Annotated in this window: 15 protein-coding genes; 7 read left to right on the top strand and 8 right to left on the bottom strand. The window is 64.4% G+C overall.

Going from position 1 to position 16,404, the window contains the following annotated elements; all coding sequences use genetic code 11:
• Positions 1–118 precede the first annotated feature (118 nt).
• From JNB89_RS05725 to rhaS, 4 genes are read left to right on the top strand one after another with little or no spacing between them, the layout of a single operon-like run.
• Positions 119–1,654: a sugar ABC transporter ATP-binding protein gene (locus JNB89_RS05725; RefSeq protein WP_220361580.1), complete on the top strand. Its 1,536-nt coding sequence runs from the start codon at positions 119–121 to the stop codon at positions 1,652–1,654.
• Positions 1,651–2,712, top strand: a complete 1,062-nt coding sequence (locus JNB89_RS05730) for an ABC transporter permease (protein ID WP_220361581.1) — start codon at positions 1,651–1,653, stop codon at positions 2,710–2,712. Before JNB89_RS05725 ends, JNB89_RS05730 begins: the two co-directional genes overlap by 4 nt.
• Positions 2,705–3,721: an ABC transporter permease gene (locus JNB89_RS05735; protein WP_220361582.1), complete on the top strand. Its 1,017-nt coding sequence runs from the start codon at positions 2,705–2,707 to the stop codon at positions 3,719–3,721. The genes JNB89_RS05730 and JNB89_RS05735 overlap by 8 nt, the downstream gene beginning before the upstream one ends.
• A 55-nt stretch (positions 3,722–3,776) precedes the next feature.
• On the top strand, positions 3,777–4,784 hold the full coding sequence (rhaS, locus tag JNB89_RS05740; protein ID WP_013342995.1) for a rhamnose ABC transporter substrate-binding protein: 1,008 nt from the start codon (positions 3,777–3,779) through the stop codon (positions 4,782–4,784).
• A 168-nt stretch (positions 4,785–4,952) separates the two neighbouring features.
• On the opposite strand, the gene JNB89_RS05745 is transcribed toward rhaS, so the two are convergent.
• From JNB89_RS05745 to JNB89_RS05760, 4 genes are all read right to left on the bottom strand, one after another.
• Positions 4,953–6,056 carry a porin gene (locus JNB89_RS05745; protein WP_013342996.1) on the bottom strand — a complete coding sequence of 368 codons (1,104 nt, stop codon included), beginning with the start codon at positions 6,054–6,056 and terminating at the stop codon, positions 4,953–4,955.
• Between the two features lie 74 nt (positions 6,057–6,130).
• Positions 6,131–7,198, bottom strand: coding sequence for an ABC transporter ATP-binding protein (locus JNB89_RS05750; RefSeq protein ID WP_013342997.1), 1,068 nt, complete (start codon positions 7,196–7,198; stop codon positions 6,131–6,133).
• The gene (locus JNB89_RS05755; RefSeq protein ID WP_220361583.1) at positions 7,191–8,960 is read right to left on the bottom strand and encodes an ABC transporter permease; all 1,770 of its coding nucleotides are present in this window, start codon (positions 8,958–8,960) and stop codon (positions 7,191–7,193) included. The genes JNB89_RS05750 and JNB89_RS05755 overlap by 8 nt, the downstream gene beginning before the upstream one ends.
• Before the next feature lie 123 nt (positions 8,961–9,083).
• The gene (locus JNB89_RS05760) at positions 9,084–10,172 is read right to left on the bottom strand and encodes an ABC transporter substrate-binding protein (protein ID WP_013342999.1); all 1,089 of its coding nucleotides are present in this window, start codon (positions 10,170–10,172) and stop codon (positions 9,084–9,086) included.
• A 140-nt stretch (positions 10,173–10,312) separates the two neighbouring features.
• Here JNB89_RS05760 and JNB89_RS05765 point away from each other — a divergent pair, with 140 nt between their 5' ends.
• Together JNB89_RS05765 and JNB89_RS05770 are read left to right on the top strand one after the other, a co-directional pair.
• The gene (locus JNB89_RS05765) at positions 10,313–10,984 is read left to right on the top strand and encodes a response regulator (protein WP_041729717.1); all 672 of its coding nucleotides are present in this window, start codon (positions 10,313–10,315) and stop codon (positions 10,982–10,984) included.
• Positions 10,981–12,405 carry a sensor histidine kinase gene (locus JNB89_RS05770; RefSeq protein ID WP_220361584.1) on the top strand — a complete coding sequence of 475 codons (1,425 nt, stop codon included), beginning with the start codon at positions 10,981–10,983 and terminating at the stop codon, positions 12,403–12,405. Before JNB89_RS05765 ends, JNB89_RS05770 begins: the two co-directional genes overlap by 4 nt.
• A 9-nt stretch (positions 12,406–12,414) precedes the next feature.
• Here JNB89_RS05770 and JNB89_RS05775 read toward each other — a convergent pair whose 3' ends face one another.
• From JNB89_RS05775 to JNB89_RS05790, 4 genes are all read right to left on the bottom strand, one after another.
• The gene (locus JNB89_RS05775) at positions 12,415–13,575 is read right to left on the bottom strand and encodes a CmpA/NrtA family ABC transporter substrate-binding protein (RefSeq protein WP_220361585.1); all 1,161 of its coding nucleotides are present in this window, start codon (positions 13,573–13,575) and stop codon (positions 12,415–12,417) included.
• 8 nt (positions 13,576–13,583) lie between these two features.
• The gene (locus JNB89_RS05780; RefSeq protein WP_013343003.1) at positions 13,584–14,159 is read right to left on the bottom strand and encodes an ANTAR domain-containing response regulator; all 576 of its coding nucleotides are present in this window, start codon (positions 14,157–14,159) and stop codon (positions 13,584–13,586) included.
• 327 nt (positions 14,160–14,486) lie between these two features.
• Positions 14,487–14,762 (bottom strand): translation initiation factor IF-1, encoded by a 276-nt coding sequence (infA, locus tag JNB89_RS05785; protein WP_013343004.1) that lies wholly within the window; start codon positions 14,760–14,762, stop codon positions 14,487–14,489.
• Positions 14,763–14,885: 123 nt separating this feature from the next.
• Positions 14,886–15,167, bottom strand: coding sequence for a hypothetical protein (locus JNB89_RS05790; protein ID WP_013343005.1), 282 nt, complete (start codon positions 15,165–15,167; stop codon positions 14,886–14,888).
• 578 nt (positions 15,168–15,745) lie between these two features.
• Here JNB89_RS05790 and JNB89_RS05795 point away from each other — a divergent pair.
• Positions 15,746–16,390 (top strand): helix-turn-helix transcriptional regulator, encoded by a 645-nt coding sequence (locus JNB89_RS05795; protein ID WP_013343006.1) that lies wholly within the window; start codon positions 15,746–15,748, stop codon positions 16,388–16,390.
• The last annotated feature ends 14 nt before the right edge of the window (positions 16,391–16,404 follow it).

Genomic DNA, 16,404 nt, shown 5'->3' on the forward strand with positions numbered 1-16,404 from the left:
GCTGCATCCGGCGAACCGCCGCAACGCTAAAGCAAACGCGTAGGAAATGCGAAGCAAATCCGCAGCAACCCCGCAGCACAGCATACGGGCCTGTCCACGCAACCGAAGGAGACACGCAGTGCAGCAACCCTCAACAGCTCATGCCCGGCCGAGGCTTGAATTGCGGCATGCGAGCAAGTCGTTCGGGCGCGTGCGCGCACTGTCTGACGGTGACCTCGCGCTTTGGCCCGGCGAAGTGCATGCATTGCTCGGCGAGAACGGCGCGGGCAAGTCGACGCTCGTCAAGATTCTGGCGGGCGTGCATCAACCGGATAGCGGCGAGCTGTTCGTCGACGGCGTGGCGCGCCGCTTCGCGACGCCTGCCGAAGCGCGCGATGCCGGGCTCGCAGTGATCTACCAGGAACCCACGCTGTTCTTCGACCTCTCCATTGCGGAAAACATCTTCATGGGCAGGCAGCCGGTGGACCGCATCGGCCGTATTCAATACGACGCGATGCGCCGCGAAGTGGATGGCCTGCTCGCCTCGCTCGGTGTCGATCTGCGCGCGGATCAACTGGTACGCGGTTTGTCGATTGCGGACCAGCAGGTAATTGAAATTGCGAAGGCGCTGTCGCTGAACGCAAACGTGCTGATCATGGACGAACCGACGGCCGCATTGTCGCTGCCGGAAGTAGAACGGCTCTTTGCGATCGTGCGCAAGCTGCGCGAGCGCGACGTGGCGATTCTTTTCATCACGCACAGGCTAGACGAAGTCTTTGCGCTGACGCAGCGCGTCACCATCATGCGCGACGGCGCCAAGGTCTTCGACGGCCTCACCGCCGATCTGAGCACCGAGGCCATCGTCGCAAAGATGGTTGGCCGCGATCTGGAAACCTTCTATCCGAAAGCGGAGCGCCCGCCTGGCGAAGTGCGGCTCGCGGTGCGCGGCCTCACGCGCGTGGGTGTTTTCAAGGACATTTCGTTCGACGTTCGCGCGGGAGAGATCGTCGCGCTCGCCGGGCTGGTCGGCGCCGGGCGCAGTGAAGTGGCGCGCGCCATCTTCGGCATCGATCCGCTGGATGCCGGTGAAGTCCTAGTGGGCGGCCAGCGTCTTCGCACCGGCAGTCCTGCCGCTGCTGTGCGCGCGGGACTCGCACTCGTGCCGGAGGACCGTCGGCAACAAGGACTCGCGCTCGAGCTGAGTATCGCGCGCAATGCGTCGATGACGGTACTCGGCCGGCTCGTCCGGCACGGTCTCATCACCACGCGCAGCGAGACGCAACTGGCGAACCGCTGGGGCACGCGGCTGCGTCTGAAAGCGGGTGATCCGCATGCGCCGGTGGGCACGCTGTCAGGCGGCAACCAGCAGAAGGTGGTGCTCGGCAAGTGGCTTGCAACCGGCCCGAAAGTGCTGATTATCGACGAACCCACACGCGGTATCGACGTGGGCGCAAAAGCCGAAGTGTATGGCGCGCTCGCCGAACTGGTGCGCGACGGCATGGCGGTGCTGATGATTTCCAGCGAATTGCCCGAAGTGCTGGGCATGGCCGACCGCGTGCTCGTCATGCACGAGGGGCGTATCAGCGCGGAGATTGCGCGCGCCGAGGCCGACGAGGAACGCATCATGGCCGCGGCACTCAGGCAAACCATGGCACCTTACGGACGGGCCGCATGATGCGCCATTCTTCGACACACTCGGCGCCGGTGCAGGCGCCGCCGCCCGCAAGGCGCGCCGTGAGTTCGCCTCGCGGGCTTGCCGCGAGTCTCGCGAAGAGCCGCGAGACGACGCTCTTCATCGTGCTGATTCTGCTGATTGCCGGCACCGCGCTCGCGCGGCCGCAATTCCTGAACATGCAGAACCTGCGCGACGTGTTGCTCAACGTGTCGATCATCAGTCTGCTGACAGCGGGCATGACCGTGGTGATCCTGATGCGCCATATAGACCTGTCGGTCGGCTCGACGGTCGGCATCAGCGCCTATGCGGTGGGTAGCCTCTACGTCGCTTTCCCGCACATGCCCGTGATCGTCGCGCTCGCGGCGGGGCTCGCCATCGGCCTCGTGGCGGGCGGCATCAACGCGTTGCTGGTGGCGGTGGGCCGCGTGCCGTCGCTGGTCGCCACACTCTCCACGCTCTACATTTTTCGCGGCGCGGACTACGCGTGGGTGCATGGCGGACAGATCAACGCAACCAGTCTTCCCGAAGCGTTTTCGCGCCTTGCCACCGGCACGCTCTTCGGCATACCGACGCTTGCGCTGATCTCGCTCGTCGTGCTGCTCGCGCTTGCGCTCTACCTGAAGCAGTTTCGCGGCGGTCGCGAGCATTACGCAATCGGCTCCAATCCCGAGGCCGCGCGTCTTGCCGGCGTGAATGTCGAGCGGCGCGTAATGGCGGGCTTTCTGCTGTCCGGGGCGATTGCCGGCTTTGCAGGCGCGTTGTGGCTCGCGCGCTTCGGCACCGTGGACGCCAGCACCGCGAAAGGCATCGAACTGCAAGTGGTGGCGGCGGCCGTGGTGGGCAGCGTCGCCATCACCGGCGGCGTCGGTACGATTCTCGGTGCCACGCTCGGTGCGCTCGTGCTGGGCGTGATCAGTATCGCGCTCGTCGTGCTGCATGTCTCGCCATTCTGGGAGCAGGCGATAGAAGGCGCGTTGATCGTTGCCGCGATCACCGCCGACACCTTGCTGGCCCGCTCCGTCGCCAAACGCATGATGAGGAAACGCGATCATGGCTAAACCCGATTCCGCGCTGCTCACGCGCAAACGCGAAACGCCGCTGCAATGGGAAGCGCTGCTGGCAATCGTACTGATAGCTTCGCTGGCACTCGGACGCGTGCTCTCGCCGGTGTTTCTGACGGGCGCGAACCTGAGCAACGTGCTCGCCGACCTCACCGAGATCGCGTTGATCGCGTTGCCGATGACGCTGATCATCGTTGCCGCCGAGATCGATCTTTCGGTGGCTTCGGTGCTCGGCGCGTCAAGCGCATTGATGGGCGTGCTGTGGCACATGGGCTTGCCGATGCCGGTCGTGATCGCGCTCGTGCTGGTCGCAGGCGCGCTGGCGGGCTTGCTGAACGGTCTTGTCATCGTCAAGCTGAATCTGCCTTCGCTTGCGGTCACGATCGGCACGCTCGCGCTGTTTCGCGGCCTTGCTTATGTGCTGCTCGGGGATCAGGCCGTAGCCGACTTTCCGCCTGCGTACACCGCGTTCGGCATGGATACGCTCGGCGCGACGTTCATTCCGTTGCCGTTTGCAATTGTGATTGTCGGCGCGGTGCTGTTCACCGTGCTGCTGCAAGCCACGGCGTTCGGCCGCAGTCTGTATGCGATCGGCGCGAATCCCACCGCCGCGGCGTTCTCCGGCATCGAGGTCGCGAAAATCAGGCTGCGCCTTTTCGTGCTGTCCGGTTTGATGAGCGGGCTCGCGGGCGTGATCTACACGTTGCGCTTCACGAGCGCGCGCGGCGACAACGGCGAGGGCTTCGAGTTGTCCGTGATCGCGGCGGTGCTGTTCGGCGGCGTGAGCATTTTCGGCGGACGCGGTTCGATGATCGGGGTGCTGTTGTCGCTGCTGATTATCGGCGTGCTGAAAAACGCCTTGACGCTCGACGACGTTTCCAGCGAGACGCTCACGATTGTTACGGGCGTGCTGCTGCTCGCCTCCGTGCTGATACCGAACCTGGTCGCCCGTTGGCGCGCGGCGCGCGACCGGCGTTTCATCGCCAGGTCGGCTTCTTCTTCATAGCTTGACCATCAAAACCCGGACACCACTTCGTCCAACAACAAGCAGGAGACACGTCATGTTCAAACCCCTACGTCACACCGGCGCGGCGGCGCTCTGCGCAGCATTGCTCGCGATCAGTTGCGCGACGTCTGCGGCCGGCCTGAAAAACGGCCTGAAAATAGCGTTCGTGCCGAAGCAGATCAACAACCCCTACGAAGTGATTGCCGACGACGGCGGCATGGCCGCCATCAAGGAATTCGGCGGCACGGGCAAAGTGGTAGGGCCGTCGGATGCGGGCGCGTCGTCGCAGGTGCAGTACATCAACACGCTGATCACGCAGCGTCAGGACGCGATCGTGATCGCCGCCAACGACGCGAACGCCGTCGTGCCGTACCTAAAGAAGGCGATGTCGCAAGGCATCAAGGTCGTCACCTTCGACTCGGACACGGCGCCGGAAGGCCGGCAACTGTTCGTCAACCAGGCGAACGCGGAGGGCATCGGCCGCGGGCAGATTCAGCTCGTGTCGAAGCTGATGGGCGGCGAGGGCGAGTTCGCGGTGCTGTCCGCCACGCCGAATGCGACCAATCAGAACACGTGGATCAAGTGGATGCAGGAGGAACTGAAAAAGCCGGAGTATTCGAAGATCAAGCTCGTCAAGATTGCGTACGGCAACGACGACGATCAGAAGTCGTTCGTCGAGACGCAAGGTCTGCTGCAGGCGTATCCGAATCTGAAGGCGATAGTCGCGCCGACCACGGTCGGCATAGCGGCGGCCGCGCGTTATATCTCGTCGTCGTCGAGCAAGGGCAAGGTCGCGGTAACCGGGCTCGGCACGCCGAACCAGATGCGCGCGTTCGTGAAAAACGGCACGGTGAAGGCATTCCAGTTGTGGGACCCGAATCAGTTGGGCTATCTCGCCGGTTATGCGGCGGCGGCACTCGCTTCGGGCACGATCAGCGGCAAGGAGGGCGAGTCGTTCGACGCAGGCAAGCTCGGCAAGCGCACCATCGGCGCGCAAGGCGAAATCATTCTCGGACCGCCGACCACCTTCGACGCGAGCAATATCGACAACTTCAATTTCTGATCGACGGAAAACGCCGCGCCTTTCCGCGCGGCGCCCATGTCTTCAAGATCACGCGCGAGGTGCGGGCTTGAACGACGAAACGCAAGGCGCGCCGGGAGATGAACCGCCCGGCGCGCCTTTGTCATTTCACATGGAAGGCAGGGCTCGCGTGCCGCACCCGCAGCGCTTTTAGAACCGGTGCTGAATACCGGCGGTCACGCCTGTTTGCGTGTCCGCTGCGCCGGTCAGATCGCGCGATAAGCTGACGGCATTGTCGTGCTTGGCCATCGCATAGCCGCCCGCCAGATACAGCACCGTGCGCTTGGAGAGCGCATATTGGCCGCGCAGCGAAATGAGCGTCGGGTCTGCGTCGCTCGCGTTCTTGATGTCCTGGTGATAGACCGCGCCGAATAGCGAGAAGAACGGCGTGATCTCGTACTGGCCGCCGATCCAGTACATGTCGCTGCGCAGCGTCGGTGTGGCCGTGTGGAAGGTGCGCCGGTAGTTGCGGTAGCCGGCCATCGCCTTCACCGCGCCGAAGTCGTAGCTCAGACCGGCGTGAATGCCCTGGATGTAATTGGTGGTGTCGGCGGGCGTCACGCTGTCGTTCGCGCCGTTCTGCCGGTCGAAGGTGACCACGGCCGCAAACGGACCGTTCTCGTAGCCCACGGCGAAGTCGTATTTCGAACTGGATTTCATGCTGCCGGGCACGTTGCCAAAGCCGTACATGGCGCCGAGTTTGAAGCCGGAGAAGGTGCCGTCGTAACGCACGGCGTTGGCCGAGCGCGTGAACATGCCGTCCTTGCGGGCGCCCGTCGCCGTGGATGAAGTCGCCCACGAGTAGTTGGGCGCGTAGCCCATCGGGTCGAACTGCAGCATGTAGTCGTAGGTGGTCGTGAAGGTGCGGCCAAGCGTGATCTGCCCGAAGCGGTTTTTCAGGCCGATGGTCGCGCGCCGGTCGAAGATCGCGCCGGGGCCGTCGTCGAACTGGCCGTTCGCGATGTTGATGCCGCTTTCCAACTGGAAGACCGCCTTCAGGCCGCCGCCCAGATCCTCCACGCCGCGCAGACCCCAGCGCGACGTGTTCTTGCCGCCGGACACGAGGCGCGTCGCGCCGCCGTCCGCGCTCGCATGGTTCACGTATTCGACACCCGCGTCGACAATGCCGTACAAGGTCACGCTCGACTGCGCATGCGCGCTGGTCGTCCAACCCGCCAAGCCCGCCAGACCGGCAAAACCCGCGAGGCCGGCGCAGGTCGCGCCGAGGGTCTTCTTCCTGATGCTCAACTTCATCAACAGTCTCCTATAACTGCTTTTTCTACTTCAATGGGTGATTCTGCAAAGCGGCTCGGCGCCGTGCCGGCCTGTCAACTCGCCTGGGCGAACGCCCAGCAGTCGTTCGCCGGAAATTCGATCCAGTGGCGCCCCGCTGCGCGCGGCACGTTGCCGAACGCGCGCAGACGCAGCTCGCCGCAGTGGAACAGGTACTCCCAGCGGTCGCCGAGATACATCGACGTGATGAGCTCCGCTTCGAGGCGGTTCGCGCCGGGGCCGTCGGCCACCTGCACGCGCTCGAGGCGAATCACGGCTTGTGCCTGCTGCCCGGCGCTCAGCGGCTCGCGCGCTTGCGCCTGCAACTGCCAGCCGTCGCCGGCCAACGTGACGCGCTCGCCGTCCACCGCGGCCACGCGTGCGTCGATGCGGTTATTGCTGCCCATGAACTCGGCGGTGTAGAGCGAGCGCGGCGCGCCATACAGTTGCGCGGGCGTGCCTTCCTGTTCGATGCGGCCGTTGCGCAGCAGCAGGATGCGATCGGACATCGCCATCGCTTCGGTCTGGTCGTGCGTCACGCAAAGCGCCGACAACCCGAGCGAGACGATCAGCTCGCGCAGCCATGCGCGCGCTTCTTCGCGCAGCTTGGCGTCGAGGTTGGAAAGCGGTTCGTCCAGCAGAATGACGGGCGGGTTGTAGACCAGCGCGCGCGCAATCGCGACGCGCTGCTGCTGGCCGCCGGAAAGCTGATACGGGTAGCGCGCTGCGAGATGACCGAGCCCGAGTTGATCGAGCGCGCTTTGCACGCGCTTCTTTTGTTCGGCAGACGAGACACGACGCAGCTTCAGCCCATAGCCGACGTTATCCGCCACGGTGCGATGCGGCCACAGCGCATACGACTGGAACACAAGCCCGAGCGAGCGTTGTTCGACCGGCAGATCGACGCGCGCAGCGCCGTCGTAGAACACCTTGCCGTCGAGTTCTATGCGGCCCGACGAAGGCTGCTCCAGGCCGGCGACCGCGCGCAGCAGGGTGGTCTTGCCGCTGCCGGACGCACCGAGCAGGCATACCACTTCGCCGGGATTCAACTGGAACGACACGCCCTTGAGAATCGGGTTGTCGCCATAGCTCAGAAAGAGATTGTCGACCGAGAGCTTATCCATGAAGTTTCACTCCGAAGCGCAGGGCCACGCCGAGCCCGGCGCCGACCATCGCAATGTTGATGACAGAAAGCGCCGCGACCTGATCGACCGCGCCGGTCGCCCACAGCGACACGAGCAGCGCGCCGATCACCTCGGTGCCGGGGGACAGCAGATAGACAGCGGTCGAATATTCGCGCTCGAAGATCATGAAGATCAGCAGCCACGCCGCGAGCAGACCGAAGCGCACGAGCGGCAATGTGACGTCGAGGCTGACGCGGGCACGCGTGCCGCCGACGCTGCGCCCGGCTTCCTCCAGTTCGGGGCCGACCTGCAGCAGCGCGCTTTGAATCAGACGCATGCCGTATGCGAGCCACACGACCGTGTATGCGATCCAGATGCTCCACATCGAGTTCTTCAGTTCTTTCACACCGGGCACGAACAGGAAGATCCACAGGAACGCGAGACCGGCGAGCAGCCCCGGCACCGCGCGCGGCAGCAGCACCAGGTAGTCGAGCAGACGCGTTGCCCAGTCGTTGCGGCGATGACCGGCGAACGCCACCAGCGAATAGAAGCCGACCGCGAGCGCGCCGCCGAGCACGCCGATGCCGAGCGTGTTGAGGATCGCGCGAACCAGGTTGTCCTGTTCGAACAGTTCGGTGAAGTTGGCGAGCGTGAGCACGTCGGCAAGACGCACGCCTTCGCCCCAGTTGGTGACGAACGCGCGCAGCGTGATGCCCGAAAGCGGCACAAACACCGTCAGCAACAACCACAGGGCCACGATTGCCAGCGCGACCCAACGCCATGCGCCGAGCGGCAACACGGTCTGGCGGCCGGCCTTGCCCTTCACCGTGACGAAGCGGTTCGCACGCCTGAGCAGCCGGCGTTGCAGCAGCACGAGCGGAAACGTGATAGCGACGATGCACACCGCGACCGCTGCCATCAGGTGATACGACGGCACGCCGAGCTTGTTGGTGAGCTTGTACAGATAAGTGGCGAGCACGAGGTGGCCTTCGGGGTCGCCGAGCACGAGCGGCAGACCGAATACCTCGAAGCCGAGGAAGAACACCAGCACGCCAGCGAAGAGGAGCGCGGGCAGCGTCATCGGCAGACTCACGTCGAGGGCGACGCGAAACGGGCGCGCCCCGGCGACGCGCGCGGCTTCTTCGACGTCCGAGCCGAGATTGCGCAGCGCCGCCGACGAATACAGGTACACGTGCGGCACGTGCGTGAGGCCGACGATCACCGTGATCGCGAGAATCGAGTACACGGTCCACGGCGCTTCGGCGCTGCCGAAGAGCGCCTTCCACCAGACCGAATAGAAGCCGACCGGGCCGGCCGCGACGACATAGCCGAAGGCGAGCACCATCGGCGAAACGAAGACCGGCGTCAGCAGCAGCGGTTCGAGCCAGCGGCGGCCAGGCAGGTCGGTGCGCACCATCAGGAACGCGAGAATGCCGCCGAGCGGAATCGAAATGAACAGCATGCCGCCCGCGATCACGAACGAGTTCTTCAGCGCGGACCAGAAGTCCGGGTCGCTGAAAATGAACTGGAAGCCCGCGAGGCCAAGCGTGCGGTTGGCGTCGAAGAACGGCGCGCTCAGCACGCTCTGAAACAGAATGAAGCCGAGCGGCAACGCGACGGCGACGGTCAGCACGGCGACCACGAGCCAGCGCAGCAGCCCCGCCAGCGGTTGCAGACGGCCGCGCGGCAATGCGCCGATGGGGCCCTCGTCGGCCGCGAGCGGCGCGCTTTGGCGAGGCCCGGTTGCGCTAGTGGAAAGCATGAGTGTCCCCCTGCGGCACAAAAGCCGCATATCGACAGGTGTTCAACGGAAAACCGCAGGCGTTCGCGCGTGGCGGCGCGAACGCGGGCGTCAGGCGAAAGCCTTTAGCTCAGAGGCAAGCGTTTAGCGCTTGATCGACTGTTGCCATTGCTTGAGAAATTCCAGGCGCTTGGACTGGTCGAGATAAACCAGCAGGCCCGAGCCGATGGGAATCGGCTTGAGGGAGTCGCCGAGTTGCTTCGTGAGGCCGGCCATCGACGTTTCGCCTTCCACGTCCGAGCGGATCGAGAAGAGGCTCGCCTGGTTCGCGAGCAGGGTCTGGCCGCGCTGCGACAGCAGATAATCGACCCACAGCTTCGCCGCGTTCGGATTTTTTGCCTTCTTCGAGATGGTGACGAGGCGGCTCACCACGAGCGTGTAGTCTTTCGGGTAGACGTAGCCGATGGACGGATCTTTCTTGGCCTTGCTGAGCGCGTACGAGCCGAGAATGTTGTAGCCGATCAGGTTTTCGCCTGACGAGATACGTTCCATCATTGCGCCCGTGCTCGACTGCAGCTTGGGCCCGGTGGCGCCCATCGCTTTCACCAGATCCCACGTGACCTGCGGGTTCACGCGCGCGTCCTGAGTCAGATAGTTGAAGCCGACGCCGGACTTTTCGATGTCGTAAGTGGTGACCTTGCCCTTGAACTGGTCGGGCCTGGTCTGCAGCAGCTTTATCAGATCGGCGCGCGTTTGCGGCACTTCGCCGGCCGGCACAAGACGCTTGTTGTAGACGATCGCGAGCGGTTCGTAGGTGGTGCCGTACGCCTGCTTCTGGTACTGAGCCCATTGCGGCAACTGCTTTGCTTCCGGCGAGTCGTAGCTTGCCATCAGGCCGTCGTTGACGAGCTTCACCTGCAGGTCCATAGCCGAGCTCCACAACACGTCGGCGCTCGTGCTGCTCGCCGCGTTCTCGCTGATGTAGCGGTTGTACAGCTCGGTGCTGTTCATGTCGTTGTACTCGACCTTGACGCCGTAAAGACTTTCGAAGTCCTTGATAAGCGGACGCACGAGCGCAGTGTCGGTCACCGAGTAGACGATCAGCTTGCCTTCTTTCTTCGCGCCGTCGACAGTAGCCTGGTAGTCGCCCGGATAGCCGGCCGGAAAGGCTGCCCACGCGGCGTTTGCGGCGAACGCCGCAGCGGCGGCGAGAAGCTTCAGAGAGATGTGCATGTCTTCCTCCAGAAAGATGTCATATTGATTTTGTGAAGGCGAATGGTAAGAGACAGGCGCTTTCTGATCGCTTTCATTTTTCGAAGGAAATGCGTCACAATGATCGAAATCGCCTCATGGATTTCCCTGGGATTCTGTTCATGCGTGTGCTGCTTGTCGAAGACAATCCGATTCTTTCCCGCTCTCTTACCGACGCGTTGACCAGTGCGAAACTCACTGTGGACTGCATGCATGACGGCGAATCCGCCGATCACGTACTGCGCACGCAAGACTACGCGCTGGTGATTCTCGACATTGGTCTGCCCAAGCTCGACGGGCTCGAAGTGCTGCGCCGCCTGCGTGCGCGCCGCAACGCGGTGCCGGTGCTCATGCTGACCGCGCACGGCTCGGTGGAAGAGCGGGTGCGCGGGCTCGACCTCGGCGCAGACGACTATCTCGCCAAGCCTTTCGCGCTCACTGAACTCGAAGCGCGAGCGCGTGCGCTGCTGCGTCGCGGTCATGGTCAGGAGGCAACGCGTGCCCAATGCGGCACGCTGGTGTACGACAGCGTCGACCGCAGCTTCACGCTCGACGGCGAGCCGCTCGCGCTCACGCCGCGCGAACGTTCGGTGCTCGAAGTATTGATCTTGCGCAACGGTCGCGCGATCAACAAGGAAACGCTGTCGGAGAAAATTTTCGGGCTCGACGAATCGGTCAACGCGGACGCCATCGAAATCTACGTGCACCGTTTGCGCAAGAAGCTCGAACGCAGTTCGGTCGGCATCGTCACGTTGCGCGGCCTCGGCTATCTGCTCGAAGCGCGCACGCCATGACACGGCCGAACCTGCGCGTGCGGGTTGCGCTGTGGTTGCTGTTGCCGCTGCTGTTGCTGCTCGCGCTCGATGCCTGGCTCACCTATCAACGTGCAATGAACGCGGCGCACGCCGCATTCGACCGCACGCTCGAATTCGCGTTGCGCTCCATTCGCGACGGCGTACGTCTGCGCGATGGACGCATCGAGGTCGATCTGCCTTATCTCGCGCTGGAAATGTTCGAGTCGAACGGCGGCGGCAACATCTACTATCAGATTCGCGAGGAACATGGCCGCGTGATCACGGGTTATCCCGATCTGCCCGAAACGGTCAAGATGCCGGCCGAGCCCTTCAGCGTCCAGTTCTACGACGATGTGTTTCGCGGCCGTCCGTTGCGCGTCGCTTTTCTCAGGCTGCCGGTGCACGACGTGCCCACCGCGCAAACCCGCGTGGTGCTGGTGAGAGTGGGCGAGACGATCGAGCCGCGCCAGGCGCTCGCGCGCGAGATTCTCACCGGCTCTCTGCAGCAGGAAGGGCTGCTCGTCATGCTCGCGCTCGGCATTGTGTGGCTCGGCGTCGCGCGCGGCTTGCGGCCGCTCAACCGTCTGTCGGCAAAAGTCGCGGCGCGCGCCGAAGACGATCCCACGCCGCTCGACACCGTCGGTCTGCCGAGCGAAGTCGCGCCGCTCGTCGATTCGATCAACCAGTACATTGGCCGCACGCGCAACATGCAGTTGTCGCGGCGGCGCTTTTTCAACGACGCCGCGCATCAGTTGAAAACGCCCCTGGCGGTGATTCAGGCGGAGTCCGAACTGGCGCTGCGCGATCTGGACGGTGGGCAAGAGAGTGGGGCAGGCCCGCGGCGCGAGGGTGTCCATCTGCGGCGCCTGAATCGCGCGGTGCAGCAGGCCGTGCGCATCGTGCAGCAGTTGCTGTCGCTGTCGCGGCTGGATGCGGACAGCGGCTACACCGTCAGGCATGCCGCGGTGCCGCTGCACAAGGTGGCGCGCAGCGTCACGCTCGACTGGTCGCCGGTGGCGCGCTCGCGCGGCATCGATCTGGGCTTCGAAGAGGACACGCGCATCGACGTGACGGGGCAGGCCGATCTGCTCGCGGAACTGGCGGGCAATCTGATCGACAACGCGATCCGTTATTCGGGCGACGGCGCGGTCATTACCGTGCGGGTCGCATGCGAAGATGGCGCGCCGCTGCTTCAGGTCATCGACAATGGACCGGGCATTGCCGCGAGCGAACGCGACGCGGTATTCGAGCGCTTCTATCGCAGCGAGGCGACGCAGGCAGTGGAGGGCAGCGGGCTTGGGCTGTCGATCGTGCGCGAGATCGCGCGGGTGCACGAGGCGCGCGTCGAGCTGAGCGATGCGCGCGGCGGCGGCCTCGTCGTGAGCGTGTGGTTTCCGGCGCGCGCGCAACAGGCTGCGTGAGCCGGGCGCTTATCGACGGATCGCGAAGCTTTGAGCAAACGCCGCAGCCGGCGTCGCGCTGTTCCAGTGGGCGCCGTCCATGAATACGGGCGTGGGTGCCTGCGCCGGCACGGCGACCTTCACCTGCGCGGCGGCCTCGCGGTACAACTGCGTCTGATTGATTTGCCCGGCGATCTGCGCGTAGTCGCCGCGCGCGTCGATCATGCCCCAGCGTTCGAATTGCGTCAGGAACCAGGCCCCTTCGAACGGCTGCGGATAGTTGACCGCGCCCTCGTCGAAGAAGCGCACCGGCAAACCACGCGGCGCGGAGGCCGGAAGCGCGTCGCCAAAACGCGCCGCGATTAGTGCTTCGTCGATGCCGATATACTCCGGCCGCGCGAGCCAGCGCGCGATCTCGCTGCGGTGTCCGGGGCCGTCAAGCCAGCGGCAGGCTTCGAGCATCGTCTGCACGAGGGCACGCGCGGTATTGGGATTCGCGCTGACGAAATCGCGCCGGCAGGCGAGCACTTTCTCCGGATGATCGGACCACACTTCGCTCGTATAAGCCACTGTTCTGCCGACGCCTTCCGCTTCGGCCATTGCATTCCACGGCTCGCCCACGCACAGGCCGTCGAGCCGCTCCTCGGCGAGCGCGGCGACCATCTGCGGCGGCGGAATGACCACGCTTTCCACTTCGCGCAAAGGGTCCACGCCTTGCGCGGCGAGCCAGTAGTACAGCCACATGGCGTGCGTGCCGGTGGGAAAGGTCTGCGCGAAGACCGGCTTGCGGCCGAGCGTGGCGAGCGCTTGCCGCAGCGTGCCGTGCGCGGCGAGCGCATCCGCGAGACGGTTGGACAACGTGAACGCCTGGCCGTTGCGGTTGAGCACCATCAGCACCGCCATGTCCGTTTGCGGACCGCCAAGGCCGAGCTGCACGCCGTAGACGAGGCCGTACAGCGTGTGCGCCGCGTCGAGGTCGCCGGCCAGCAGCTTGTCGCGCACGGCGGCCCACGAAGGCTGGCGCGACAGTTCGAGCGTGAGTCCGTGCGCGTGACCGAATTCGAGCAGCTTTGCGGCAACGAGCGGTGCCGCGTCGGAAAGCGCGACGAACCCGAGCCGCAGATGCGTTTTCTCGAGCTGCCCCAATGGCAATGCAGCAGACGACGAAGCGGGAGGGCTGGCAGAGTTCATGGAATGCTTCACTTGGGCGATTCGGCCGCCGCGACGACCGCGCGCGCGACCTCGGCGAGCTTGACCCCCTGGTTCATCGCGCGTTTGCGCAGCGCGGCGTAGGCGGCATGCTCGGTGATTTTCTGCTGATCCATCAGCAGGCGTTTGGCGCGGTCGATCAGCTTGCGCTCGGCAAGTTCGTTCTCGACCTGGGCGAGGCGTTCGCGCAGTTGCGATTCCTGCGCGAAACGCGCAAGCGCGACTTCCAGGATCGGCGCGAGCCGTCCGGTTTCGAGTCCTTCGACGAGATAGGCAGTGACGCCTGCGCCGACGGCGTCGCGGATCAACTGCTGGTTGTCGTCGTGGCTGAACATGAGCACCGGCCGCGGCGCGGTAGCGTTCATTACCGCGAGCTGCTCGAGCGTGTCGCGCGAGGGCGAATCCGTGTCGATGATGATGACGTCCGGGCGCTCGCTCTGAACCGTGCTGTGCAGCGCGTGCGGAGTCGCGGTGCTCGCCAGCATCTCATAGCCGAGCCGGGCGAGCGCGTCACGTAGGTCGCCTATCGGCTTGTCGGTATCGGTGACGAGGAGAACACGCAGCATGGAGTAGTGGCAATCGACGGCTGGACACCGTTAAAGCAACTTCAATGCCATATGCAGGAAAGCCCTGTCTGCGAAGGAAGCGCCTGCCTAGGCGCAGCTTTGCCACAGCAGTCACGCACCAGGACAGGGCATGCGCACGCGCTGCACCGAAGCGGCGCACGCTGAACGTTTCACGGGGAAGACCAACGGGGAAGTGCCGCAACAGCACTGCCGCTACGCCGCCCCGGTTCGGCTCATGCCGGACCGGAGAACGCGCGCGAGCGGCTCTGCGTACAACGCGGGCGCCGGAGCACGAGCAAGCACTTGCCCGGCCGGCTGCAGTTCGCCTTAACGGCGACGGAATTGCGAATTGCTGCGAGCCGCGCCGCCGCCGCCTGCGCGCTCGTCCTTATGACGGAAGTTGATGCGGCCTTTGGTCAGGTCGTAGACCGACAGCTCCAGCGTCACGCGGTCGCCCGCGAGAATACGAATGTGGTTCTTGCGCATGCGTCCGGACGCGTAAGCGCCAACCACGACGCCGTTGTCGAGCGTCACGCGGTAACGGCTGTCCGGAAGTACTTCGTCGACGATACCGTCAAGTTCAAGCAGTTCTTCTTTCGCCATGCATAACTCCTGGTCGATGGGATAGGGTGCGCGACGCCTTGGCAAGGCGCTGCAGCGGATAGTGTTGCGAGCGGGCGGCGAGCCCGCGGTTGGCGGCAACGGCTGTTGTACCGTTGACGCCGCTCAAAGATCGGCGACCGACTGGCCGTCCACGCGGCCGTCTATCAGCTGCTCGGCGTGGGCCGTGCATGCAATGCGCGCCTTGCCGGTGCCGTCGAACGGAAACAGATACTGCAGACGAAACACGCGGCCCTCGGCCGCGGGGTTCGCGCCCACGCGGCAAATTCGCACCGATGCGTCGTAGCCGGCGTCTGCGTTGCGGCTCGTCTGGCCGTTGGTGGGGCGCCGCGGATAGACGAGCGGGTGGATTTCATAACCCTTGTACGTCTTGACTGCTGAACTCATCGCATATGTCCTGTATTACGTGGCCGGAGTGTCACGCGTGTTACGCGCGGCACGACAGGCCGGGCAGCGCTGCGTCGAAAGGCGCGCCGCCATGGAAAAAGTTGGCGCAGGCCCGATTCGAAAGGCCTGAGCACGCCGCGCAAAGTCGCGGATTCGATGGAGAAGAAACACGCTGGTGTCGCGTGGACACCGGGCGCGTGAAAGCTGAAACTCAGCTGAACAGCTCAGCTACACAACTCGCGGCGGCTAATGCAGGCGGCGCATTGCCGGAGTGACGGGATCGCCGACGGGCGGCGCTCGAACAGTCGGGGATGTTGCGGAAATGCCGGTACGAGACTGCCTGTGCTGCAAATGCGGAATACAACTATTCCAATATGATGCACTAAATAGGTCCGATTGGATAGCAAAAAGTTCCCGGCACGCCCAGATCGCCCGGCAGGCTCGCTACAATGGCGAGTTGCCGCGCGAGGCAAGCCGCACCTGCGCCGCCGGTTTTGCAGCCTGATCGTGCATGAGCGCTCCGGCCGGGCTGCGCGCTTTACCCTTCGTTTTCAACGCCGCCACACCGTCATCTGCCAATGCGCCAGACCACCGCGTCCCCCGTGAAAGACCTGCTGCTCGAGCGCTACGCTCCCATTGCCGACGGCATTGCGGCGCTCTTCTACCCATGCGCCGAAGTCGTCATTCACGACCTGCGCGACCAGAGCATCGCGTATCTCGCGAACAATCTGTCGAAGCTGGAGGTCGGCGGCCCTTCGGTGCTCGACGAGGTTCACTATGCGGCCCGCGGGCGCACCATCGGTCCCTACGAAAAGCTCAATTGGGACGGCCGGCGCATGCGTTGCGTGAGCAACATTCTGTTCGACGACAACGGCAAGCCCGCAGGCATGCTGTGCATCAACTTCAATATCGCGGTGTTCGAAGACGTGCGCTCCACGCTCGACCTTTTCATCCGGGGCGGCAATCTGACCGACGCACCCGCCGAAGACCTGTTCCGCGACGACTGGCAGGACCGCATCAACACGTATCTGCACACGTGGCTGCGCGAACGGCAGATCGGCATCAACGCGCTCACGCGCGAACACAAGCGTGAAATCGTCGAGGCGCTGCATGCGCAAGGCGCTTTTCGCGGCCGCAGTTCCGCGAACTACGTGGCGGCCGTGCTGACCATGGGCCGCGCCACCGTCTATAAAATTCTCAAGCAGATGAAGGAAGGCGGCTGAGCGCCGCCACGCAA

It is taken from the genome of Paraburkholderia phenoliruptrix (assembly GCF_019511605.1).
Classification (GTDB): Bacteria; Pseudomonadota; Gammaproteobacteria; order Burkholderiales; family Burkholderiaceae; genus Paraburkholderia; species Paraburkholderia phenoliruptrix_A.